The following is a 23,348-nucleotide window of genomic DNA, read 5'->3' on the forward strand; positions in this document are numbered from 1 at the left end:
TTTGTTTTATTTCTTAAAAGCTGTTAAAATGCTATGGTTGTTACTAAGTTGTACAGTATTTTTGCATAAAAATAAAGTATGTCTAAGTTATTACCAACTTTTAGAATTGTAGCACTCTTAGAAGGTGTATCGTACATTTTATTACTTTTTCTTGCAACTCCATTAAAGTATTTTGCCAATGACCCTAAATACGTAAAGATTTTAGGTATGCCACATGGTTTGCTATTTATCGCCTATGTTGTTATGGCCGTTTTAATGAGTAAGAACATGAAATGGAATAGTCGTACCTTATGGATTATACTTTTGGCAGCTATTATACCTTTTGGAACGTTTTACATTGATAAAAAATATCTAAAAACTAAAAATGCTTAGTATAAGACATTATATATACGATCTTCTTATTGAACAAGGTATTTCTGAAAATACAGCGAAGTATTTGAACATGCTCGCCCTCTTGCTGGCATTACTCATTATTGCATTTATTGTAGATTTTATTACCAAACGTATTTTGTGGCGGTTTTCTGCAGGAGTCGCCAAGCGCACAAAAACTAATTTTGACGATATTTTAATCGGTAATAAGCTACCTAGAAACATAGCGCACATTATTCCGCTGGTTATACTTATTGAGTTTGTGCCAGATGTGTTTTCTGATTTTACTTATTTTGAAAATATAGTTGAAAAAACACTGAAGATTATTGCTATTTTACTAACGCTAAGGATTATTAGAAGTTTCCTTAATTCAGTAAAAGATTATCTTAAAACATTACTACGTTACAAGGATAAACCTATAGATAGTTACATCCAAGTATTTATGATTTTTGCTTGGATACTTGGTATATTTGGTATTTTCTCTATTCTAACAGGTGTAACGTTTATAAAATTTGCTTTCACATTAGGAACAGCTTCAGCTGTAATTCTTTTGATTTTTAAGGATACCATTCTTGGCTTTGTAGCCAGCATACAAGTATCTATAAACGATATGGTACGTATTGGAGACTGGATTACGTTTGAAAAGTATGGAGCAGATGGTGATGTAATAGAAATTAATTTAGCCACAGTAAAGGTCCAGAACTGGGATAAAACCATAACCACCATACCAACCTATGCCTTAATATCTGACTCGTTTAAAAATTGGCGAGGTATGATGAACTCTGGCGGAAGACGTATAAAGCGTTCTGTGATTGTTAAAACATCGACTATAAAATTTTTAACTGATGAAGACATAGAGCGTTTTAAAAAGATTGAGCTTATCTCTAATTATATTGATGAACGTTCTAAAGAGATAAAAAAATTTAATACTGAAAAAGGTGTTGATAAATCAATTCTTATTAATGGCAGAAACCTAACAAACTTTGGTGTATTTAGAAAATATTTGCAGACTTACATGGATAATCACTCTGCTATTAATAAGGACATGACCTTAATGGTGCGACAATTAGAGCCTACACCACAAGGTATACCTATGGAAATATATGCCTTTAGTAGTGATATACGTTGGGAAAACTACGAGTATATTATTGGAGATGTGTTTGACCATGTTTTGGCCTCTGTGAGTTATTTCGATTTAGAGATCTACGAATTGTCCATTGTTAATAAACATTAAGGTTCGTCTTCGTCTAACCTATCTTTTACAAATTCGACTTCTGTTTTACCATGGGGTTTTGGTTTACCATCAGGACCAAGATTTACCATAATAATCTTATCTATGGTGAGAATAGTTTCTCTCGTCATCTTATTACGAACTTCGCACTTCATCGTTAAAGAGGTTTTCCCAAATTTTATGACCTCTATGCCTATTTCAATAATATCGCCCTTTCTAGCAGAAGCCATAAAATTAATTTCGGACATGTACTTGGTAACTATTTTAGGGTTTTCTAGTTGAATAACAGTATAGAGTGCAATCTCTTCGTCAATCCACGCTAAAAGCTGTCCGCCAAAAAGTGTGCTATTAGGATTTAAATCTTCGGGTTTAACCCATTTACGAGTGTGAAATCTCATTTTATTAGTAGTTTCGCTATAATATAATTTATAATAACTTTTGTTGACCTTCCGAATCATCATTAGGAATCTTTAAGTCCATCCCCAATTCAGCATTTAATTTTTTAATGAAATACGCAGAAAGTAATGGCGATTCTTTTTCAATATTTTGATGCACAAAAAAGTTGATATGCTCAAGTCCGTTGTCTTTCCAATACTTTAGGCGTTCTACCCAATCATCTAATCGTGTATAGTCACTGGCATAATTTGCACCAACATAACGCACAAAAGCTCTAGAATTGGTGAGGCGCATATGCATAATATCGCGTCTACCAGCACTGTCTACAATAATGTTAGAAATATTATTCTCTTCTAAGAGTTGATATAAATCTTCAGCTATAGATTCATCATTATACCAATCTGTATGCCTAAACTCTACAGCTAGCGGAATTTCTTTTGGCCAACCTTCAATAAAATTTATAACACGATCAAAGTCTTTAGGTGCAAAATTATTGTGCATCTGTAAAAAAACACAACCTAGTTTTTCTTTAAGATTAACAACACCGTATAAATAGTTATCTACAACAGGTGCAACATCGTCATTAAGACGTTTCCAGTGGCTAATTTCCTGATTTAACTTTGGAAAGAACTTAAAACCCTTTGGTGTTTTATCATACCACTTAATAAACTGCTCTGCCGGAAAAATTCTATAAAACGTAGCATTAAGTTCTATAGAGTTAAACTGACGCGAATAATATTCTAATTCATCCTTTGTTCCTCTTGGGTAGAACCCTTTTAAATCTGCTTTATTCCATTTAGCACAGCCTACAAAAACATGTGTTGACTTTGAAGGTTTTTTTTGCAAAGCCTTTAAAGTATCTGGATGATCCTTGGGCAAAACAAAATTAATAGCCTCTGGGTTGTTTACACTTCCAAATTTCATAAAAATGCATTTTTACCAAATATAATGGTTAATAGTGAGTTGCTGCCGTGTTAATTTTATTTTTTGAATTCTAAAATCCTTAATGTTAATAACACCGTTAACAACAATATATGATAGTACTGCTGTAGTAAGACTTAATGATTAAATTTAATCTGAGATTAACCAAAATAACTTAACCATGTCTACACGCACAGACTGTTTATTATCTATTAGGCCAGTAATTTCTTCAGCTAAAATTAATGATTCTATGAGTTCTGATGAGTTGTTTCAAAATAGAACATTACGCCCCATCATAAAGATGCAACATAATTTATTTATTGCTGTTTTTAAAAACTACATAGCTAAGCGAAAAAATGTTTTTTATGAATTAACACTGCCTAAACAATTGTCTTATATAGATAACGCTATTCATAAGGACATGAAATTTAGAAATTCTGTAAAAGGAATGATAATTGGTCAGTTTACAGAGGAAGAATATGCGCAATACATTAACAACTCGTCTGCGCTAAACAAACGTATGATGAATATTGTAAAAGAACGCTTGTTAGACAGCGTACAAGTATTTACAAAGCCAAAAGTTTTAAAGGCGGTATAGGTACCAAAGATGAGATTAAAGCAAGAACTTTTAGACATTTGCCTACAGGATGTGAGCAAAAGAATTTTAAGCTACAAGAACGAAATATCATTTATTAAAGAGTCTATAGAGAGTAACGACAAAATTAGTGACGAAGAAGGTGAGTCTGGCAACGCTAAACTATTAGAAGATTTAGAAAAAAACCTAAATTATCTTAGTGATGCCCAAAACGTAAAAGACTACCTCAATCTTATAAAACCCAATGTTATTTCTCAAAATGCGGTTTTAGGAAGTATTGTAAAAACGGATAGTATTAATTTTTACATAGCCATAAGTAAAGGAAAGGTTACCGTAAATAAAGAGGATTACTACATTATCTCAATACAGTCGCCAATTGGGCAACTTATTAAATCTAAATCTGTTGGCCACAGATTTGAATTTAATGGAAATAACTACACCATAAAAGAAGTATTTTAATATTTATTTATGAAATAGCTTTTGCATTGTCACTATTTTTTGGTTAATTTTGAAACGATCATTTCAAATAAAATGCCAAAGACCGAAATTTTCGATAGAAAATTAGTACTAGATAAAGCAACAGAAGTTTTTCATCTTAAGGGATATAATGCCACATCTATGCAAGATTTAGTAGATGCTACAGGATTAAATAGATCTAGTATATATAACTCTTTTGAAAGCAAAGAAAACCTGTACATGCATTGTTTAATTAATTATAAAAACCTGTACAACAGTAAGTCTAGTGCTTTGGTAAACGCATCTAAAGGTGCAATAAATGCCATAGCAACAATTTTTGATTTTTATATAAACGATATAGTTAAAGACAGTCAAAACAAAGGCTGTATGTTGGTAAATTGTAAATCTGAAATAGGTACTAAAAATCTTAATATTCTTAAATTTTTATTAGATCACCAAAAAGAAACTTTAAGCTTTTTAGAAGCGCTGATTAGGCAAGGGCAAGAACACTCAGAAATAAATAGAAAAAAGAACGCACAAGATTATGCTTTATTTCTGTTTTCTGCGCTACAAGGACTAAGAATGACAGGTATTTTAGTAAATGATAAAACCAAACTGCAACACATTAAAGAGACAACAATAGCTATTTTAAAATAAATTTTTTTTAATCAATTTTGAAACGAATGTTTCAAATAAAATCAGAATAACATGAATAGATTTAAAGACAAAACAGTAGTAATAACAGGTGGTACAAGTGGAATAGGCTTAATTACCGCAAAAGAGTTTTTAGACGAAGGTGCAAAAGTAATCTTTACGAGTAGAAGTAAAGAAAATGTAACAAAAACAGAAAAGGAATTAGGCTCAAATGCTGTAGGCATAGTTAGTGATGCTGGCAAAATGGCAGATCTTTGGTCGTTAAAACAAAAAGTTAATGAACTTACAAACAAAGTAGACATACTATTTGTGAATGCTGGCTTTGGAAAGTTTAATTCCTTAACAAACACCACTGAAGAAGAATTTGATGCACAGTTTAATACGCTCGTTAAAGGTGGTTACTTTACAGTACAACAATTAGAGCCTTTAATGCCAAGTGGCAGCTCCATAGTTTTTAATACAAGTGTAGTTACAGATACAGCCATGCCAGGCGCAAGCGTTTATGGAGGCGCTAAAAGTGCGGTAAAATACTTTAGTAAAAGTTTTGCAAATGAATTAAAAGACAGAAAAATACGAGTTAATGCTGTTAGTCCTGGCCCTATAGGAACTAACTTTTTTAATGAGGCTGGCGTACCACAAGAACAGCAAGAGCAGATGGCTGAGCAAATTTTGTCTCAGGTACCTATGAACCGTTTTGGTGAACCTAAGGAGATAGCTAAAACAGTACTTTTTTTAGCTAGTGATGACAGCAGTTTTATTACAGGACACGAGGTGCAAGTAGATGGAGGTATGGTACAAGTATAACTACAGAACATAATAAAACGAACTAAAAGCAGAGAATATAACGTATTTATTCTTGGCTTTTTCTTTAACTATTTTAAAGAATAGATTCACCGTTTAGGTTTGTTGTAAGCACATCGCTCATGTAATCAAAGAAAGGTCTAATTTTCTTAAAATCATCATTTACACTCTCAAGAAAATTGGGCTCTAGCACAGCTTCATCCGAGTATTTTTTTATGAAGATGTATTGCTTTCTACGAATAAGATCTATAGCAGGATGATCTCTATCAAAGCCTTTTGGTGCTGTTTTTAGTTCATCACCAACAAAATTGCCCCAGGTTTCACTAAAAGTTTTATTATTAAGAATATCTCTCATCTCACTATCGTCCATCTCAAATTCTTTTCTAATTCGTAGTAAATCTTCCTTATTTGGCTCCCAAAACCCTGTTGCAATAAACGATTCGTTATTAGGTTGAATATGCAAATAATAACCTCCTCTTAATTCAGGTTTTTTTCTTGTAAAAGAGCCCCCAAAATGGGTTTTATATGGTAATTTATTTTTTGAAAAACGAATATCTCTATAAATTCTAAAAACTTTTATCTTTTCAATCTGGTCGTGAGTGCTAATTAACTCACCTAAATAATTATAGGCAGATTTTACTTTCGCTTCTAGGGCTTTAAACTCAGTTTTATGTTCATTAAACCAGTCTCTATTATTGTTTATGGTTAACTCTTTATAGAAAAAAAAAGTCTCTTTTGGTATGGTAATACTCATATTATTTTTGTTTGTATAAAAATAAAAAAAAGCCATCACTATTGATGGCTTTTAGAGGTTATGTAAGTTATATTTAGGTTTTAAGTGTTTTAAATTCCATTTGTACTATCATCTTCTTTAACCTCTTTGATATTGTCTTTTAAGTCTTCAGCAGCATCTTTAATTTCATCACTGGCATCTTCTAATTCTTCGTCAAATTCGTCTAAAGCCTGCTCGACTTTTTCATCTGGTGTTTTTTGCTCTCGGCAGTTAAATAATAAAATATTTAAACTAAAAAGCGCAAAAACTAGATATGTTGTATTTTTCATTTTTAGGCTTATTAATTATCAACAGCATCTTCTACCTCGTCAGATACATCTTCTGCGGTGTCTTCAATAGCATCGCCTGTGTTTTCTACTGCATCCTCTACTTTTTCTCCAGTAGATTTTTGTTCTCTACAACTTGTAGTTAACAAGCTTAAACAAAATAGTGAAATAAATAAATATGTGAATTTTTTCATCGTTTTAAATTTTAATAATTATTGTTTTTTTTAAGATTTTTTTGCAGATCCTCTAAATAAAGAAATGACAAAAAGTATTAAAAATAGGAAGAAACATATTTTTGCAATTGTGGCTGCTCCTCCTGCTATACCACCAAATCCTAAGATTCCTGCGATTATTGCAATAATGATAAATGTGATTGTCCAACGTAACATAGTTTTAAATTTTTAAAGATTAGTGTTTTTAGATTTCTGACCTTTCAGAAATCATGGTTCATTCGGTGACTTTCACTGAATGAAGCCTAACATGTAGGGTGTTAATTTTAATTATTTGAGAACGCTTCTTGTAAGTCGGGTGACTTTACACTTAGTTTATTATCAAATTGTAGTGTTCTGATTGGGAATGGGATATTAATACCTTCTTTATCGTAAACCTTTTTAATCTCTATAATAGCTTTAGTTTTAGCTCTCAATTTTTCGAGCATACTTTCTGCATCAATCCAAAATCTACACAAATAATTTATAGAACTATCTCCAAATTCTGTGTAATAAAATTCAACATCCTCTGGTTTTTCTACCTGATCGAATGTATTAGAAATAACCTCTTTAGTAAGTTGTTCTACCTTTTCTAAATTAGATTCGTATCCTACTCCGCACTCTAAAAAGACGCGCATTCTTGTGGTAAGGGAATAATTCTTTAGTGGATTTTCTAAGATTGTTTTATTAGGGATTACAACAATATTATTGTCGGCTTCCTTTAGTGTAAAATCTTTAAGATTAATATCTATGACTTCACCCGAAAAACCTGTTGTTTCTACCCAATTACCGATTTGGATTTTTTTTCGAAACGATAATATTAAGCCAGCAAAAGTATTAGCCAGTGTTCCTTGCAAGGCCAGACCTATAGCTAAACCTACCACTCCGGCACCTGCCAGCAATGAAGTTAAGGCTTTTCCCAGATTCATTACACCAAGTGATATAAATAAACCGAGCATAACTACTACAACGGCCGTTACTCTACTAATGGCAGCAGTAATAGACTTTTGATTAACCTTTTTAGACACTAGTTTACTAACTAGCTTACTAATATACTTGGCAGCAAAATAAGAAGCTACCATAACCAAAATGGCTAATATAAAATTGGGTATATATTCTATTATTGTGTTAAACCAGCCTTGTAGTTTAGAAATAAGATTACCAAAGGCAGTATTAAATTGCTCTTTCATTTTAAGTATTTTAAAAGTGTTAAATGTTTGTATTTACGTTACTGATTAAGGGTATTATACCTCATTTAATTGAGACGCGGTCTCTTTGGTAAATGCATTTAACATCCAACTGCTTTTTTCTAATTCTCTTATGTAAGCACCAATAAGATCTATAGTTCCTTCATCGTTTGTTTGTTCTGCTTTATTGATTACTTTAGACATTTGCTTTAAAAGAATTGCATGATTCTCTAAAATGTCCTTTACCATTTCTTTATCTGTTTTTTTTGAAGAAACCTCAGAAATCGACGACGTCTTTAGATAATCTTTTAAATTGCTCATTGGATGGTATCGTAGTGTTAATATTCTCTCGGCAATTTCATCAATTTTTACTCTGGCGTCTGTGTATAATTCTTCAAATTTTTCATGTAATTCAAAAAAATTATCACCTAAGATATTCCAGTGGAAATTCCTTAAATTCTGATAATAAATGTGATAGTCTGCTAGTAAAGTGTTTAGTTCTACAACAGTTGGTAATAATTTTTCGTCTTCTATGTTTAAATAACTCATAACTATTGTTTTCTTTTAATGGTTTTGTTTTAGACTCATATTTAATATAGCAGCATAAGCAATTATGGCAAGAGACTTAACAAGCTTTAACCATTGGTGAAGTCTTTTAACATAATATTCTGTTAAAAAAAAGTAGGAATGTTAAGAGAATTTAACGTGTTGATCTTTTAAGTTAGAATAGTTAAAAATAAACTTGTGAGTTGAAAGAATTTTCAGTATAATGCGGTACTTTTAAAACACACACACAAATTTTATGGGTAGACCAGCAACAAGACCAACAAAGCTTAAAGATGGTTTCTATATTGAAATCAGAAACAAGGGTTCTAAATCAGGTGTTAAACTATATAGTGGCACCAAATTGCAAATGCATCGCGCAATAAAAATGTACGAACGTTCTAAAGAAGTACTTATTCTCGGTGAGTCTGTAGACGGTAAATTTGTTGAAAAAGAACCGAAATTACATGTTGTAGAATAACTAAATATACAAAATTGAAAAAGGGTGAATTTTAAATTTCACCCTTTTTTATTTCACTTAAAAAAACATACTACAATTTAAAACTACTTATTTTTTTTATAAATTGTTAATTAGATTGCAAATTTTTAATTGTAGAAAACTAACTAATTAAATCAATTTATTATGACAAATTTATTGCAAAAACCACCTACTTGGTTTTGGATTGTGAGTGTTATAGCGCTTATTTGGAATAGCCTCGGTATTCATGGATACATTAGTCAAGCCTACAAATTATCAGCTTACACAGATGCTTATACCAATGAGCAACTCAACATTATGTCTAATCTACCATCTTGGTATACTGCGTTATTTGCCATTGCAGTTTTTGCTGGTACACTAGGATGTGTACTATTGCTTCTAAGAAAAAAAGTTGCAAAGCCTATTCTTGTTTTATCTTTTACTGCCGCAACTATACAGATGGTTTACTTTTTGTTTATAGCAGATTTAAAAGGAATAGATTTTAGTAGTAATAAAATTATGGCATATATAATTATTGTATTTTCTTTATTTTTAGTTTGGTTCTCAAGCCATTCGGTAAAAAAAGGCTATATCCATTAATTATATAACCAACCCAAACACTAAAGCGGAATTAGCTTAAGGGTTAATTCCCTTTTTTAATCAAATTTTAATTTATGAAGTATAAGCCCAGAGGCAGGAGCAACATAATCCATAATTTCCTTACTATCTTCCTTAAGACTATTGCTAATGTAATCTAGTGTTACCTCTCCTCTACCTAATTTTATAAGACATCCCATCATTAATCGAATTTGGTTGCGCATAAAACCTTTCCCTCTTATGATAAATACATACGACTTCTGCGGGAAGAAATTAGCTGTGTATATAGCATTATCCATAATCTCACAATATTCAATTGTTCTCCGATATTCACCTTTGTCCGTAGCTTTATAGCAATAGGGTTTAAAGTTGTGGGTACCTTTAAATAATCTTGCTCCTTCCTTCATTACATTGATGTTAAGAGGTTCTAAAATGGTCGTTAAAATCGGCGCACAAAACGGGTGATTTTTTTGACCGTGAGAAAACACATAGTGGTATTCCTTTATTTTAGAATCTTGAATAATATTAAAATCCTTATCCACTTCTTCAATAGACAAAGCCCTTATATCTTGCGGTAGATTATAATTAAAAAGATCTAAAAAAGCTGTAAAATCTGTAATTGGCGTGTTGTATATAAATAATTCTAATGCAGCCTCATTTGCAGAAACCATGGCATCTGTTCGTCCTGCTCCAAGTGTTTTAAATCTTGTTTCGCCCAATATATATTTTAAGGTTTTATCTATCATGAGATGTAATGTTTTTACATCTGGCTGTTTTTGCCAACCATGAAAGCGATAGCCAAGATATTGTATTTTTATAAGGTAATAAAAGCGTTTATCAAACATAATCACAAGAACGTTAATTTATCAAAATTTCCAAAAACTATTCTTATTTTATAATTTAGCCTATGATGCTGAAAACACCTTATCCTTTTGATCCCTCACTAAAACACCATGCTATAATTGGTTTATTATTAGCACTTTGGATATTTGTGTTTCTATTTTTTTCAGAACCATTAGATGTTAACCAATTTAGTTTCAAAGAAAAACTTACATATCTTCCTGGCTATGGCATGGTTGGTGGTTTTTGTTATCTCATTTTTTTACCTTTTCAGAGGTTTTTACATAAAAGCTTATATAGTTGTTGGACAATTTTAAACGAAATAGTTTTTCTACTTAGTTTTTGTGTTTTGGCAATAACAATAGCGCGTTTATATTACTTATATATAATTATGGCAAATGAGCGTTATCCATATACGTTAGGCTATATGCTAAAAACAATTTTATTACCTGCTGCAGCCACTATTTTACCCATTATAACTGTGGCTCGTTATGCGTTTGGAAAGTATTATGAAAAACAACTAAATAACCAGAAAATTGAAATTAAAGGTAGCGGTAATTATGAAGGACTAAGGTTACATTTTAATGATATTGTCGGTATTAAATCCTCTGATAATTATATTGAGGTACAGTACTTATCTGGTAACGCATTAAAAAAGACACTCATTAGAAATAAGTTGTCTGTAATAGATAAAGAATTTCCTAAACTTATAAGAACCCACCGCTCCCATCTTATAAATCCATACCATTTTAGGCAGTGGAAAACAGATAACGGAAAATATATTTTAATACTCTCTCACGATATTAAGACACCTGTTTCTAAAACCTACCTCCAAGATGTAAAATCGATTTTAGATTCTACCACAAATTAAGGTTATTTCGCCCCAAACACCCATTTTTACTAGACGCGACAAAAACTTCTAAAGTATATTTGCCCTAGAAAGTTTAATCCTAAAAGCCATTAAATCATGAAAAATTTAGTAATTGCATTTACAGTAATTTCTATATCATTTGCATCCGCTTTGTGGTCTCAAAGTCCACAATGTGACTGTAAAGCTGATTTAGATTTTATTATTGAAAAATTAAAAAAGACACCGTCATACAACAAGCAGATAAAAAATGCAGCCTTAGATGAGTTCAATCAAACATATCAAAACTTAACCAAAGATTTAGACAGCACTATATCAATTATAGACTGCTACAAAAGGATTCAGGATCTCATAACGACTGTCAATGATTTTCACTTTAATCTTTACTTTAATTATAAGGATGAAAAATCATATTTAGGACGTTATTCTGAAGATGAAATTTCACGATTGCATAAATCTTTAAAAAGCGTTAATTCAAAATCTATAGAAGGTATATACAAGTTAGGTAAGACCGAAATAAAAGTGGGTATTAAGCATAAAAACAAAAATATTATTGAAGGATTTGTTCTTTCTAGTAACGATTCACTATGGCAAAAAGGAGATATTCTCCTTGTTGGCAGCAAAAATAAATTTGGTAAATACAACCTCACGTATTACAAGTCAAACAACAAACAATTACAGATGTTAAATAATATTTCTTTTGATAATGAACGACTAATGAGTTTTAAAAAATTGGAGAACTTATTTAACGAAGAATTTAAAAACGACAAAACTAGTAACTGGGAATTCAAAGAACTTAACAAAGATGTGCAATATCTTTACATGGGTAGTTTTAACAGAAATGACGCCAATAAAAAAGCTTCTAAAGAATTCTACAGACAGATAAAAAACAAACTCAAAGCACCTTATATTATCGTTGATTTAAGAAGTAATGGTGGTGGTGCAAGTAAGATTTCAGACCCTTTTTTAAAATTACTCAAAAAGACAAAATCCAAAATCTATATTATTACCAATAGTTTTACAATAAGTAATGGTGAACAATTTACTTTAAAATTGAAAAACGAAACCAATTCAGTTCACTTAGGGCAAACCACTTTTGGCGCTTTAGCCTACGGGTCTAATTATGGTAACCTATACACAACACCATCTGGATATTTCTCTTTCTATCCGACCGATATGGATTTTCATAATATATATTACAAATATGAAGGATTTGGGATTATACCAGATATAACATTAGAGTTTGACAAGGATTGGGTTGAGCAAACTCTGGATATCATTAAAAATGAAACTCAGAAGCAGTGATATGGTTCTAATGTGCGATTAAACTTTCACTTTTAGATTAGATGAACTGCCAATATAAAAATTGGCAGTTTTTTGTTTATAATATATAATACAGAAAAAAAAAGACCATTTAGTCAATCTGCTTAATAGTCTTTTGCAACTACCAATTAACTACATATCTAATCTAAGATTACTTTTTTAACCTTTAATTGGCTGCTATTTGCAACTTTTATAATATAAATTCCACTATTTAGTCCTGTCACGTTAATGGTATTCTGAGTAGATGAGATGTCTAATATTTCACTCTTTACTAGTCGTCCTTGCATATCGTACAAATCTGCTCTAGAAATTTCCAATAACTGTCCCTTTATAATCATTTCATCATTTAAATTGTCAAGATATATAGTTAGATCAAATGTGTCATTATTATCAATGGATAATGTACCAGGTTCAATGTACAACGCATAATCTTCAGACTGACCATATGCTAATGACGAATAACAAGCCGAATTTATTGTACTAACTCCACCGTATCTATTATCAACATCTGTCATTAATCTCACTCTAACATAACTATCGTATGGTATTGTTGTAGGATATGTTAAAGAAACTGGTACTATAGAACCGCCAAGAATATCTTCTGAATAATGCTGTGTTTCAGCATCATCATCAAAATCACCATCGTTATTCCAATCTATCCAAACACCCAATTGATGAAAATTACCAGCTGCAATTTCAACATTTATAGTATAGGGATTATCAGTATCAATATTAAAAAGACCACTACAATTAACGCTTCTATCCAAGTTTCCACCATCGTTATCTGTTGTAGATGAAATAAACGTGGTAGAATTTAATTCAACACTCAATATACCTGCTAAATTTGTGCCTGCTGGTGAGTTTGGTGAACATGTGCTGGCAGGTGCTATAAACCCTAACTCTGGTTCCTGATCTCCTTTAGAGTCGACAATTCTACTTCCATTTATCGCAGCCCTTGCCCTTGTTTTTTGGTCTTCGGTTAACCTATCAGTACAAAAATAATAACTCATAACATTGTTAATTGTGTTATTATCTACCCATGGGCTTCCCGTACAAGTATTGTTGGCTGGGCATGTACTTGTTTCTCTTTGATGTGGCACTGTATCCGCACAACCATCACTATCTGTTCCAACAGCTACATCTGCAGGACAAGCGTCAGATATACCGTCGTTATTAGTGTCATCACCTTGAAAAGTGTGATACAAATGAAGGTAATGCCCTATTTCGTGTACAACTGTACTATTATCTCCATTTGAATTGAGTCCCCAACCATTAGTATTACCAGGATCATGGCCAAAAACAGTAGACATCATTACAGATCCATGCGTACTAAAAATTTCATTATAAAAATAGGCGTACCCTTGAAAACCAAATCCACCATTGTTGTTATCTAATTCAGTAACAATCCAAATATTCAAGTAATCTGTTTGTGGCCAGCTAACTAAGGACCTTATATCACTATAATTAGCACCATTTGAGTTTAAAACATTGACACCATATTGCGAATAACCAGCCAAACCGGAAGCATCTATTCTATTGATGCCATTTGTTGCACCGCAATTAGGATCTCTTTGTGCTAATTCAAATTCGATTTCAAAATCAACTGAACTGCCGGGAGTAAGACCTCTGTAAAAATCATTAAGATTATCTATACTGCTTTGAATTTGAGCATCTGAAATATTAGAACCTGTCCCTTCTGCTTCACCCAAATGTAATACATGTACAACAACAGGTATGGTATAAACTGCACCATTTCGCTGAGCCAGATCACCACTTGCAATAATATTTTGAATCTTTTGCTCAGCTAACTGCTCTTGCTGAACATAACTTGGGTCTTGTAATAATAATTCTCTTTGACTATCGAATGCACATTGCTGAGCAAAAACAGAATATGCATTTAAACAAAAGAAGGTCATTACAATGATAATTGTAAAGTTTTTCATCGAGATTTGGGTTAAGATTTAGATGCGCAATATACACATTTTCAACAAAAAACAACTTTTTATCGTAAATATTTACGTTTAATCGGTAAAATCATCATTTATGCCTTTCTTTAAGAGTAGAAACTACATCTTCCAACTTAAACCCTTTGGCTTGTAACAACATTAAATAATGAAATAATAAATCTGCACTTTCGTTTAGAAATAAATCGTCGTTATTGTCTTTAGCTTCGATAACGACTTCTACAGCTTCTTCACCAACTTTTTGAGCCACTTTATTGATACCTTTTTCAAATAAAGAAGCTACATAAGATTTTTCAGTATTACCAGCTTCTACTCTACTTTGTATGGTGTTTTCTAACTGTGTTAAAAATCCATAAGATTCGGTATTAGCTTCATACCAACACGTATCACTTCCTTTGTGACACGTTGGTCCTTTTGGATTTACTGTAATTAATAACGTATCGTTATCGCAATCTAATTTAATATCTATTAAGTTTAAAACGTTACCACTTTCTTTTCCTTTGGTCCAAAGTCGGTTTTTGGTACGGCTAAAAAAGGTCACCAACTTCGTATCTAGTGTCTTTTTTAACGCTTCTTCGTTCATATAACCCAACATCAACACATTTTTAGTTACTGCATCTTGAATGATTGCTGGGACTAATCCGTCGTTATTTTTATTGAAATTTATGTTCATTATATTTTTTCGCTTTATGAGATCCTGAATCAAGTGCGGAATGACAAGTTATAATCTAACAGAAATACCTTCCTGCTTTAATTCTTCTTTTAAATTTTTTATTTCAATTTCACCAAAATGAAATACACTTGCAGCCAAAGCAGCATCTGCATTTCCTACTTTAAAGGTATCTGTAAAATGCTGAATTGTTCCTGCTCCACCAGACGCAATTATCGGGATATTTACAGTGTCTGATAGTTTAGCCAAAGCTTTATTTGCAAATCCGTTTTTAGTTCCGTCGTTATTCATAGACGTAAACAGAATTTCGCCTGCGCCTCTTGTTTCAACTTCTTTTGACCAATCAAATAAATCTAATTCGGTTGGTATACTTCCACCAGCTAGATGTACTTTCCATTGTCCATTAACTTGTTTAGCATCTATAGCAACCACAACACATTGACTACCAAATTTACTTGATAATTCGTTTACCAATTCTGGTCGTTTTACAGCTGAAGAATTTACAGATATTTTGTCTGCACCAGATTTTAAAAGTATATCTACATCTTCGATACTTGAAATTCCGCCACCAACAGTAAATGGAATATTGACTTGTTCGGCGACTTTTAGCACCATTTCAATCATTGTTTTTCTACCTTCTAAAGTTGCTGAAATATCTAAAAACACCAATTCGTCTGCACCTTTTACCGCATACTGTTTTGCTAATTCTACAGGATCGCCTGCGTCTCTTAAATTAACAAAATTAACGCCTTTAACGGTTCGACCGTTTTTGATATCTAGACAAGGTATGATTCGTTTTGTTAGCATAGTTTTTCTTCCTGCGAAAGCAGGAATCTATTTTTTAAATTTTCAAAGTGGATTCCGCATCAAGTGCGGAATGACAGTTTTATAAAAAACGTTCTAATTCTTTTAAACTTATTCTGTTTTCGTAAATGGCTTTCCCGATTATGACTCCATCGCAACCTATGTCTGCTAAAACTTCAACATCTTCAATAGTTGTTACTCCGCCAGAAGCGATAAGTTTTACAGATTGATCTGCACTACCATTGGTACATTGGTTGATTATTTTTTTATACAAATCTACCGATGGACCTTGAAGCATTCCGTCTTTTGAAATATCTGTACATACCACATACTGAATACCATTTTTTTGATATTCCTGAATAAACGGAACAACCTCTAAACTACTTTCTTCTAACCAACCAGAAATAGCGATTTTTTCGTTTTTACAATCGGCACCTAGGATAATTTTTTGCGTTCCGTATTTATTAATCCATCTTAAAAAAGTGTCGGTGTTTTTTACGGCTATACTACCACCAGTAATTTGTCTTGCACCAGAATTAAAAGCCGTAAATACATCGTCGTCTGATTTAAGTCCGCCACCAAAATCAATTTTTAAATTGGTTTTTGTTGCCACCTTTTCTAATACTTTATAGTTGACTACGTGATCTGCTTTAGCGCCTTCTAAATCGACCATATGCAAGTATTCTATACCTGCATCTTCAAATTGCTTGGCAACTTCTAACGGATTTTCATTGTACATTTTTGTAGTGCTATAATCGCCTTTAGTTAATCTAACGCACTTTCCTTCTATTATATCTATTGCTGGTATTATTCTCATAATCATTTCCTGCGTAGGCAGGAATCTTTTTAGTTAATATATAGGCTTCGACTACGCTCAGCCTGAAATTTTTATTTTATAAATTGATGAAATTTCTCAAAATTTGTTCGCCTGCTAAGGATGATTTTTCTGGATGAAATTGCACACCGTAAAAATTATCTTTTTGTAATGCTGAAGCGTATGCTACATCATAAGTTGTTGTTGCGATTGCGTCTTTGCATTGTTCTGCATAAAAACTATGCACTAAATACATAAATTCATCGTCTTTAACACCTTTAAACAAATCTGATTGAAGGTTATTAATCGTGTTCCAACCCATTTGTGGCACTTTTACCGTGTTTGAAAAGCGTTTTACACCTACATCAAAAATACCTAAACCTTTTGTATGTCCTTCTTCTGTAGATTTACACATTAATTGCATACCTAAACAAATCCCTAAAACAGGTTGTTTTAACTGCGGAATCAAACGATTCAAACCTGATTCTTTTAGCTTTTGCATTGCACTACTCGCCTCGCCTACACCAGGAAATATCACTTTGTCTGCTGCTTTAATTTCTTCAGGATTATTGGTTAATAATGCTTCAAAACCTAAGCGTTTAAAAGCAAATTGAATGCTTTTGATGTTACCTGCACCGTAATCAATAATTACAAGTTTCAAATTTCTTAGTTATTAAAATTGATATTTTTAGTTGTTGAAACTTATAATTATAAATTCCAATTTTTAAATTCCAAAGACATATGTTATTGTCAGTTTGGAATTTAGTTTTTGTTTTTTGTGATTTACAAAACACCCTTTGTACTTGGTAAAATCATTTTTTCAACGTCGCGTTTTACAGCCATTTTTATTGCTTTTGCAAATGCTTTAAAAATCGCTTCAATTTTATGGTGCTCGTTTGTGCCTTCTGCTTTTATATTTAGGTTACATTTTGCACCATCTGTAAAGGATTTAAAGAAGTGAAAAAACATTTCGGTTGGCATTTTACCTATCATTTCGCGTTTAAAATCGGCTTCCCAAACCAGCCAGTTTCTACCACCAAAATCTATTGCAGCTTGCGCAAAACAATCGTCCATTGGTAAGCTAAAACCATAACGCTCTATACCCAATTTGTTTCCTAAAGTTGTAGCAAATACTTCACCTAAAGCAATTGCTGTATCTTCAATGGTGTGATGCTCGTCTACTTCTAAATCACCTTCAACTTTAATGTTTAAATCTAATTGTCCGTGACGCGCAATTTGGTCTAACATATGGTCAAAAAACGCAATGCCAGTGTCGATATTACTTTGTCCAGTTCCGTCAAGGTTTAAATCGATTTTAATCTTGGTTTCGTTGGTGTTTCGTTCGATACTTCCTGTACGTTCTTTAGCTTTTAAGAATTTATAAATTTCTTCCCAATCGTTACTTTCTAAAGCGATAAACTGGTCTAAAGCATCTCGTTTTACCGTAATTTCGTCCGTTCCTAAATTGGTGTTATCATTGATAAAAATACCTTTAGAACCAAGGTTTTTAGCTAATTCTACATCGGTTAATCGGTCACCAATGACAAACGAATTTTCTAAATCGTAATCCTCACAGAAATACTTGGTTAACAAACCTGTATTTGGCTTTCGTGTTGGTGCGTTATCTTTAGCAAATGTTCTGTCAATAAATTGTTCTTCAAAAATAACACCTTCGTTTTCAAAAGATTGAAGTACAAAATTATGAACAGGCCAAAACGTATTTTCTGGATATACATCTGTTCCCAATCCATCTTGATTGGTAATCATTACAATTTCAAAATCTAATTCTTTAGCGATTTTACTTAGATAGGTAAACACTTTTGGATAAAACACCAACTTCTCAAAACTATCAATTTGCTCATCTGCTGGTTCTTTAATTAGCGTGCCGTCTCGGTCTATAAATAGTACTTTTTTCATTTGATTAACTTGTTAATCAATCCTGAACTGTCCCACTGAGCGCAGTCGAAGTGTGTTACAGGATTTTATTTATTTTGTTTTATTTCATTAAGACCAGCTAGGTTTTGTGAAACCTGCAAGGTCTTTTAATACTGCAATCAATTTCTCATTCTCTTCACTTGTGCCAACCGTAAAACGCAAACAGTTTTCACAAAGTGGCTGATTGGTTCGGTTACGAACAACGATGCCTTTTTCAACCAACTGATTGTATCGATTAGTCGCATCATCAACCTTTACTAGCACAAAATTAGCTTGTGTTGGATATATAGTATTAATCCAAGTAACTGATGCTAACGCTTTTATTAACAAGCGTCTTTCTAAAATTATATTTTGAATTTCGTTTTGAACGTCTTGTTGATTTTCTAATCGTTGAATTGCCTTTTGCTGCGTTAGTTGATTGACGTTATATGGTGGTTTTATTTTATTTAAAATTGAAATAATTTCGGTAGATGCGTAGCAAATCCCGAGTCTGATGCCTGCCATTCCGTAAGCTTTAGACAGCGTTTGTGTAACTATTAAATTAGGAAAATCTGATAATCTTGACAACCAACTTTTATCTTCTGAAAAATCGATATATGCTTCGTCAATCACAACGATTCCATTGAAATTAGTTAATAATTTTTCAATTTTTGAAGCTTCAAAACTATTCGCTGTTGGATTGTTTGGCGAACATAGAAATAACAGTTTTGTATCGTCGTTTTGAGTGTTTAAAATTTCTTCTACTTTTGGTTGAAAATCAATATCCAATTCAACTGTTAAAACGTCTATAGCATTTGTATTTGCTAATACGTCGTACATACCGTAAGTTGGTGGCAATGTGATGATATTATCTTGATTTGGCTCACAAAAGGCTCTAAAAATTAAGTCTAACACTTCATCACTTCCGTTTCCTAACAAGATATTTTCGGTTGGAATGTTTTTGATCTTTGACAATAACGATTTTACATCTTTTTGTTGCGGATCGGGATAACGATTTACGCCATTTTCGAACGGGTTTTCATTTGCATCTAAGAAAATCATTTGGTTTGATGTTGCATCCTTAAACTCATCTCTCGCCGAAGAATACGGTTTTAAGGCTGCAATGTTTGGTCTGACTAAGTTATTTATGTTGAAAGTTGTTTTCATTTAATTTGATTTTCGTCAGTTCGAGTGATTTTCTTTTGAAAATCGTATCGAGAACTTTAACATCTCGATACAATTTCTATAAGCTTCGCTTAGGTATCTTCAATCAAAATATATTTTGATTTCGATAATTTCGAAATCACTCGATGTGACGTTTGCTATATATCTTTTAATCTAATGGAAACTGCGTTTTTGTGCGCTTGTAATCCTTCAGCTTCTGCCATTAGTTCTATAGTGTTTCCTATGTTTTTTAAACCTTCTTTTGTGATGTTTTGAAACGTAATTGCTTTTGTAAAACTGTCTAAATTAACGCCAGAATACGCTTTACTAAACCCATTAGTTGGCAAGGTGTGATTGGTGCCAGACGCATAATCGCCAGCACTTTCTGGTGTGTAATTACCTATAAATACCGAACCTGCATTTTGAATACAATCAACATAAAAGTCGTTGTTTTTAGTCGCAACAATAAAGTGTTCTGGACCATAATCATTAATTAAATCTAATGCTTCTTCATCCGTTTTTACTAAAATAGATTTTGAATTATTGATCGCTTGTTTTGCAATATCTCGTCTTGGTAATGCTTTAATTTGCGTGTTAATTTCAGCTTCAACTTTATTTATAAAATTTTCAGAAGTTGATACTAAAATGACTTGACTATCAGTTCCGTGTTCTGCTTGACTTAATAAATCTGAAGCCACATAACTTGCGTTTGCACTATCATCCGCCACAACCAACAATTCGCTTGGTCCTGCAGGCATATCGATAGCGACACCGTATTTTGTGGCCAATTGTTTTGCTACGGTTACAAATTGATTTCCAGGACCAAAAATCTTATAAACTTGCGGAATAGTTTCAGTTCCAAATGTTAATCCTGCAATTGCTTGAATACCACCAACTTTTATAATTTTAGTCACACCGCAAAGTTGAGCTGCATATAAAATTTCATTTGCAATTTTACCATCTTTATTTGGTGGCGAACATAATACAACTTCTTTACAACCAGCAATATTTGCTGGAATTGCTAACATTAAAACTGTTGAAAATAATGGCGCAGTACCAGCAGGAATATAAATCCCAACTTTTTGAATGGCACGTTTTTCTTGCCAACAGGTAATTCCTATAAATGTTTCTACACTTACCTTTTCTGTTTTTTGTGCTCTGTGAAATGCTTCAATATTTGACTTTGCTTGGTTAATCGCCGCTTTTAGTTCTGATGATAATTTAGAAGATGATTCTTCAATCTCTTGCGCAGTTACGAGATTTGATTGCAAATCTGCACCATCAAACAACTTGGTGTATTTTGAAACTGCTATATCACCATTGCGTTGTACGTCTTCAAAAATTTGATTAACCGTACTTTCTATATCGTTAACGGTTTGTGTTGGTCGTTTTAAAAGTTCTGACCACGTGTTTTTATTTGGGTATTTTATTGTTTTCATATTCATTTCCCACGAAAGTGGGAATCTTTTTTATGTTGTTGTGTTATTTAGTTTTTGCTTCTGGATAAAAGACTTCGACAAGCTCAGTCTGACATATAATTGTATTTTTAGATTCCTGCCTGCGCAGGAATTTAGAGCACCATATTTTCAATCGGACAAACTAATATGCCTTCTGCTCCTTTTGCTTTAAGTTCGTCTATAATTTCCCAGAAATCGTTTTTATTGATTACAGAATGTAATGAACTCCAACCTTCTTCTGCCAACGGTAAAACGGTTGGACTTTTCATACCAGGCAGAATATTTATAATATCGTCTACTTTGTTATTTGGTGCGTTAAGTAAGACATAGCGTGAATTTCTAGCTTTTAAAACCGATTGTAATCTAAACTGTAGCTTGTTTAAAATCGCTTGATTTTTAGAAGAAATTTTAGGGGAAACTGCTAATACAGCTTCCGACTTTAAAATGACTTCAACTTCCTTAAGATTGTTTTTAAACAAAGTGCTTCCGCTCGAAACAATATCTACAATAGCATCTGCTAATCCAATGTTTGGCGCAATTTCAACAGAACCGTTAATGATGTGTAAATTGGCGTTAACGTTGTTGTCTTTTAAGAATTGGTTGACTGTGTTCGGATAAGACGTCGCAATACGTTTTCCTTCTAAATCTTTGATGGAATTATAGCTTTTTCCTTTTGGAATGGCTACAGACACTTTACAGCTAGAAAATCCTAATTTCTCTGCAACAGTGATGTCTTGCCCTTTTTCTACTAAGACATTTTCGCCAATAATGGCTACATCTACAATGCCATCTTTTAAGTACTGTGGAATGTCTCCATTACGTAAATAAAAGACTTCTAATGGGAAGTTTTTAGCCGAAGCTTTAAGTTGATCTTTACCATTATCGATAGAAATACCAACGTCTTTAAGGATTTTCATAGAATCCTCGTTTAATCGTCCTGATTTTTGAATTGCAATTTTTAGTTTACTCATTTTTCTTTTTTGTTTAAAGCGTTTGAGTAAATCTTGGTGAAGTTTTTATAAATAAAAAACCGCTTGATTTACTCAAACGGTTTTAAAAAATATCTTGGTTTTATTCAATACATTTTCAACTCGCTTGAGTGCGATTATGAAAATGATGATGATGTAATTGAATAAAAGTCATGTTTTGTTTTGTTATGCACAAAGGTTCAAAAAATAAAACTAGAATTCCAAGTGATTAACAAATTTTTTATTGATTGCCCAAAATTATTGGCATTCCACTATCGCCCGAACCAATGATAACCACTTTACTGTTAGGTGATTCTGCTAATTTATTAGTGGCTTCAATACCTTTGTCCTGAAGAATTTTATCTGTTAAAGAAGCGCTTAAAATCTTATTGGCCTGCGCTTTACCTTCTGCCTCAATGATTTGGCGTTCAGCTTCTTTTTCTGCAGTCACCAACCTAAATTCGTATTCTAAAGATTCTTGCTCCTGTTTTAGCTTACGCTCAATGGCATCTTTAATTGTTGGTGGTAATGTTACATCACGGACTAAAATCTCATCAAGAACAATGTATTGGTCATCTACAATTTTTTTGGTTTCTTCAAAAATTTCTTTTTGTATTGCATCTCGTTTACTAGAGTACAATTGTTCTGGCGTGTAACGACCTACAACGCTTCGTGCGGCAGATCTAATGGTTGGTAAAATGATTCTATTAAGGTAATTTTCGCCTATTTCTTGATGCAACTTTCCTAAGTTATTCTCATCTGGCTTATACCACGCAGAAGCGTCTAGCTGAATATCTAAACCGTTTGAAGATAGCACCTTCATTTTTTCGAATATCTCTTGGCGTCTAACTTCGTAGACGTAAACCTTGTTCCAAGGTGCCACAATATGAAATCCTTCACCTAGTGGTGGCTCGTCGGTGACTACACCTCCACCAAAGGTTTTGTATAAAACCCCTGCTTCACCAGAGCCTATGGTCACTGCAGACTTCGCAATAACAATGATCAAAAAAACAATCCCAATTAAGATTGGTAATCCAATTTTAGGTAATCTTTCCATTTTCAATTT

29 protein-coding genes are annotated in these 23,348 nt (G+C 32.6%); 10 read left to right on the plus strand and 19 right to left on the minus strand.

Going from position 1 to position 23,348, the window contains the following annotated elements:
* Nucleotides 1–78: 78 nt before the first annotated feature.
* Nucleotides 79–372, plus strand: a complete 294-nt coding sequence (locus BWZ20_RS01755) for a DUF3817 domain-containing protein (protein ID WP_076615420.1) — start codon at nt 79–81, stop codon at nt 370–372.
* Nucleotides 365–1,603, plus strand: coding sequence for a mechanosensitive ion channel family protein (locus BWZ20_RS01760; protein ID WP_076615422.1), 1,239 nt, complete (start codon nt 365–367; stop codon nt 1,601–1,603). Before BWZ20_RS01755 ends, BWZ20_RS01760 begins: the two co-directional genes overlap by 8 nt.
* Here the strand turns inward: BWZ20_RS01760 and BWZ20_RS01765 are convergent.
* Both BWZ20_RS01765 and BWZ20_RS01770 read right to left on the minus strand, forming a co-directional pair.
* Nucleotides 1,600–1,998, minus strand: coding sequence for an acyl-CoA thioesterase (locus tag BWZ20_RS01765; RefSeq protein ID WP_076621224.1), 399 nt, complete (start codon nt 1,996–1,998; stop codon nt 1,600–1,602). The two genes, BWZ20_RS01760 and BWZ20_RS01765, sit on opposite strands and share 4 nt — an antisense overlap.
* Before the next feature lie 28 nt (nt 1,999–2,026).
* Entirely contained in the window at nt 2,027–2,920 is an 894-nt protein-coding gene (locus tag BWZ20_RS01770; RefSeq protein ID WP_076615425.1) for a DUF72 domain-containing protein, read from the minus strand.
* A 178-nt stretch (nt 2,921–3,098) separates the two neighbouring features.
* On the opposite strand from BWZ20_RS01770, the gene BWZ20_RS01775 reads away from it, so the two are divergent.
* The 4 genes from BWZ20_RS01775 to BWZ20_RS01790 all read left to right on the plus strand — a co-directional run bounded on the left by BWZ20_RS01775 (nt 3,099) and on the right by BWZ20_RS01790 (nt 5,426).
* Nucleotides 3,099–3,515, plus strand: coding sequence for a glyoxalase (locus tag BWZ20_RS01775; protein WP_076615428.1), 417 nt, complete (start codon nt 3,099–3,101; stop codon nt 3,513–3,515).
* A gap of 9 nt (nt 3,516–3,524) precedes the next feature.
* On the plus strand, nt 3,525–3,971 hold the full coding sequence (locus tag BWZ20_RS01780) for a hypothetical protein (RefSeq protein ID WP_076615430.1): 447 nt from the start codon (nt 3,525–3,527) through the stop codon (nt 3,969–3,971).
* A 72-nt stretch (nt 3,972–4,043) separates the two neighbouring features.
* Nucleotides 4,044–4,625: a TetR/AcrR family transcriptional regulator gene (locus tag BWZ20_RS01785; protein WP_076615433.1), complete on the plus strand. Its 582-nt coding sequence runs from the start codon at nt 4,044–4,046 to the stop codon at nt 4,623–4,625.
* 51 nt (nt 4,626–4,676) lie between these two features.
* Nucleotides 4,677–5,426, plus strand: a complete 750-nt coding sequence (locus BWZ20_RS01790) for an SDR family oxidoreductase (protein WP_076615434.1) — start codon at nt 4,677–4,679, stop codon at nt 5,424–5,426.
* 73 nt (nt 5,427–5,499) lie between these two features.
* Here BWZ20_RS01790 and BWZ20_RS01795 read toward each other — a convergent pair whose 3' ends face one another.
* The 6 genes from BWZ20_RS01795 to BWZ20_RS01820 form a co-directional block, all read right to left on the minus strand.
* Entirely contained in the window at nt 5,500–6,177 is a 678-nt protein-coding gene (locus BWZ20_RS01795) for a DUF2461 domain-containing protein (RefSeq protein WP_076621225.1), read from the minus strand.
* A gap of 89 nt (nt 6,178–6,266) precedes the next feature.
* Nucleotides 6,267–6,485, minus strand: a complete 219-nt coding sequence (locus BWZ20_RS01800; RefSeq protein ID WP_076615437.1) for a hypothetical protein — start codon at nt 6,483–6,485, stop codon at nt 6,267–6,269.
* A gap of 11 nt (nt 6,486–6,496) precedes the next feature.
* The gene (locus tag BWZ20_RS01805) at nt 6,497–6,676 is read right to left on the minus strand and encodes a hypothetical protein (RefSeq protein ID WP_076615440.1); all 180 of its coding nucleotides are present in this window, start codon (nt 6,674–6,676) and stop codon (nt 6,497–6,499) included.
* Between the two features lie 30 nt (nt 6,677–6,706).
* The gene (locus BWZ20_RS01810; RefSeq protein WP_076615442.1) at nt 6,707–6,871 is read right to left on the minus strand and encodes a DUF1328 family protein; all 165 of its coding nucleotides are present in this window, start codon (nt 6,869–6,871) and stop codon (nt 6,707–6,709) included.
* A gap of 107 nt (nt 6,872–6,978) precedes the next feature.
* A complete protein-coding gene (locus BWZ20_RS01815; protein WP_076615444.1) occupies nt 6,979–7,881 on the minus strand; it encodes a mechanosensitive ion channel family protein in 903 nt (300 codons plus the stop codon).
* Between the two features lie 54 nt (nt 7,882–7,935).
* Nucleotides 7,936–8,427, minus strand: coding sequence for a Dps family protein (locus BWZ20_RS01820; RefSeq protein ID WP_076615446.1), 492 nt, complete (start codon nt 8,425–8,427; stop codon nt 7,936–7,938).
* A 253-nt stretch (nt 8,428–8,680) separates the two neighbouring features.
* On the opposite strand from BWZ20_RS01820, the gene BWZ20_RS01825 reads away from it, so the two are divergent.
* Nucleotides 8,681–8,902, plus strand: coding sequence for a hypothetical protein (locus tag BWZ20_RS01825; RefSeq protein WP_076615449.1), 222 nt, complete (start codon nt 8,681–8,683; stop codon nt 8,900–8,902).
* A gap of 162 nt (nt 8,903–9,064) precedes the next feature.
* Nucleotides 9,065–9,499 carry a hypothetical protein gene (locus tag BWZ20_RS01830; protein ID WP_076615451.1) on the plus strand — a complete coding sequence of 145 codons (435 nt, stop codon included), beginning with the start codon at nt 9,065–9,067 and terminating at the stop codon, nt 9,497–9,499.
* Between the two features lie 56 nt (nt 9,500–9,555).
* Here the strand turns inward: BWZ20_RS01830 and BWZ20_RS01835 are convergent, their stop codons facing one another.
* A complete protein-coding gene (locus BWZ20_RS01835) occupies nt 9,556–10,341 on the minus strand; it encodes a tRNA pseudouridine synthase A (RefSeq protein ID WP_076615454.1) in 786 nt (261 codons plus the stop codon).
* A gap of 62 nt (nt 10,342–10,403) precedes the next feature.
* On the opposite strand from BWZ20_RS01835, the gene BWZ20_RS01840 reads away from it, so the two are divergent.
* Together BWZ20_RS01840 and BWZ20_RS01845 are read left to right on the plus strand one after the other, a co-directional pair.
* On the plus strand, nt 10,404–11,207 hold the full coding sequence (locus BWZ20_RS01840; RefSeq protein ID WP_232217129.1) for a LytTR family DNA-binding domain-containing protein: 804 nt from the start codon (nt 10,404–10,406) through the stop codon (nt 11,205–11,207).
* 96 nt (nt 11,208–11,303) lie between these two features.
* Complete coding sequence (locus BWZ20_RS01845) at nt 11,304–12,509, plus strand: S41 family peptidase (protein WP_076615462.1); 1,206 nt, start codon at nt 11,304–11,306, stop codon at nt 12,507–12,509.
* 158 nt (nt 12,510–12,667) lie between these two features.
* On the opposite strand, the gene BWZ20_RS01850 is transcribed toward BWZ20_RS01845, so the two are convergent.
* From BWZ20_RS01850 to BWZ20_RS01895, 10 genes are all read right to left on the minus strand, one after another.
* Nucleotides 12,668–14,470: a zinc-dependent metalloprotease gene (locus tag BWZ20_RS01850; RefSeq protein ID WP_083677136.1), complete on the minus strand. Its 1,803-nt coding sequence runs from the start codon at nt 14,468–14,470 to the stop codon at nt 12,668–12,670.
* A 94-nt stretch (nt 14,471–14,564) separates the two neighbouring features.
* The gene (gene hisIE / locus BWZ20_RS01855) at nt 14,565–15,164 is read right to left on the minus strand and encodes a bifunctional phosphoribosyl-AMP cyclohydrolase/phosphoribosyl-ATP diphosphatase HisIE (RefSeq protein ID WP_076615467.1); all 600 of its coding nucleotides are present in this window, start codon (nt 15,162–15,164) and stop codon (nt 14,565–14,567) included.
* Between the two features lie 48 nt (nt 15,165–15,212).
* Entirely contained in the window at nt 15,213–15,968 is a 756-nt protein-coding gene (hisF, locus tag BWZ20_RS01860; RefSeq protein WP_076615470.1) for an imidazole glycerol phosphate synthase subunit HisF, read from the minus strand.
* 79 nt (nt 15,969–16,047) lie between these two features.
* A complete protein-coding gene (hisA, locus tag BWZ20_RS01865) occupies nt 16,048–16,782 on the minus strand; it encodes a 1-(5-phosphoribosyl)-5-[(5-phosphoribosylamino)methylideneamino]imidazole-4-carboxamide isomerase (protein WP_076621226.1) in 735 nt (244 codons plus the stop codon).
* Between the two features lie 76 nt (nt 16,783–16,858).
* Nucleotides 16,859–17,440 carry an imidazole glycerol phosphate synthase subunit HisH gene (gene hisH, locus BWZ20_RS01870; RefSeq protein ID WP_076615473.1) on the minus strand — a complete coding sequence of 194 codons (582 nt, stop codon included), beginning with the start codon at nt 17,438–17,440 and terminating at the stop codon, nt 16,859–16,861.
* A gap of 122 nt (nt 17,441–17,562) precedes the next feature.
* On the minus strand, nt 17,563–18,696 hold the full coding sequence (gene hisB, locus BWZ20_RS01875) for a bifunctional histidinol-phosphatase/imidazoleglycerol-phosphate dehydratase HisB (protein ID WP_076615476.1): 1,134 nt from the start codon (nt 18,694–18,696) through the stop codon (nt 17,563–17,565).
* A gap of 87 nt (nt 18,697–18,783) precedes the next feature.
* Entirely contained in the window at nt 18,784–19,860 is a 1,077-nt protein-coding gene (gene hisC, locus BWZ20_RS01880; RefSeq protein WP_076615480.1) for a histidinol-phosphate transaminase, read from the minus strand.
* 155 nt (nt 19,861–20,015) lie between these two features.
* Nucleotides 20,016–21,296, minus strand: a complete 1,281-nt coding sequence (gene hisD / locus BWZ20_RS01885; RefSeq protein ID WP_076615483.1) for a histidinol dehydrogenase — start codon at nt 21,294–21,296, stop codon at nt 20,016–20,018.
* Nucleotides 21,297–21,427: 131 nt separating this feature from the next.
* On the minus strand, nt 21,428–22,285 hold the full coding sequence (gene hisG / locus BWZ20_RS01890; RefSeq protein WP_076615485.1) for an ATP phosphoribosyltransferase: 858 nt from the start codon (nt 22,283–22,285) through the stop codon (nt 21,428–21,430).
* A 238-nt stretch (nt 22,286–22,523) separates the two neighbouring features.
* Nucleotides 22,524–23,339: a prohibitin family protein gene (locus BWZ20_RS01895; RefSeq protein ID WP_076615488.1), complete on the minus strand. Its 816-nt coding sequence runs from the start codon at nt 23,337–23,339 to the stop codon at nt 22,524–22,526.
* Between the last annotated feature and the right edge of the window lie 9 nt (nt 23,340–23,348).

This window comes from Winogradskyella sp. J14-2, from assembly GCF_001971725.1.
Lineage (GTDB): Bacteria > Bacteroidota > Bacteroidia > Flavobacteriales > Flavobacteriaceae > Winogradskyella.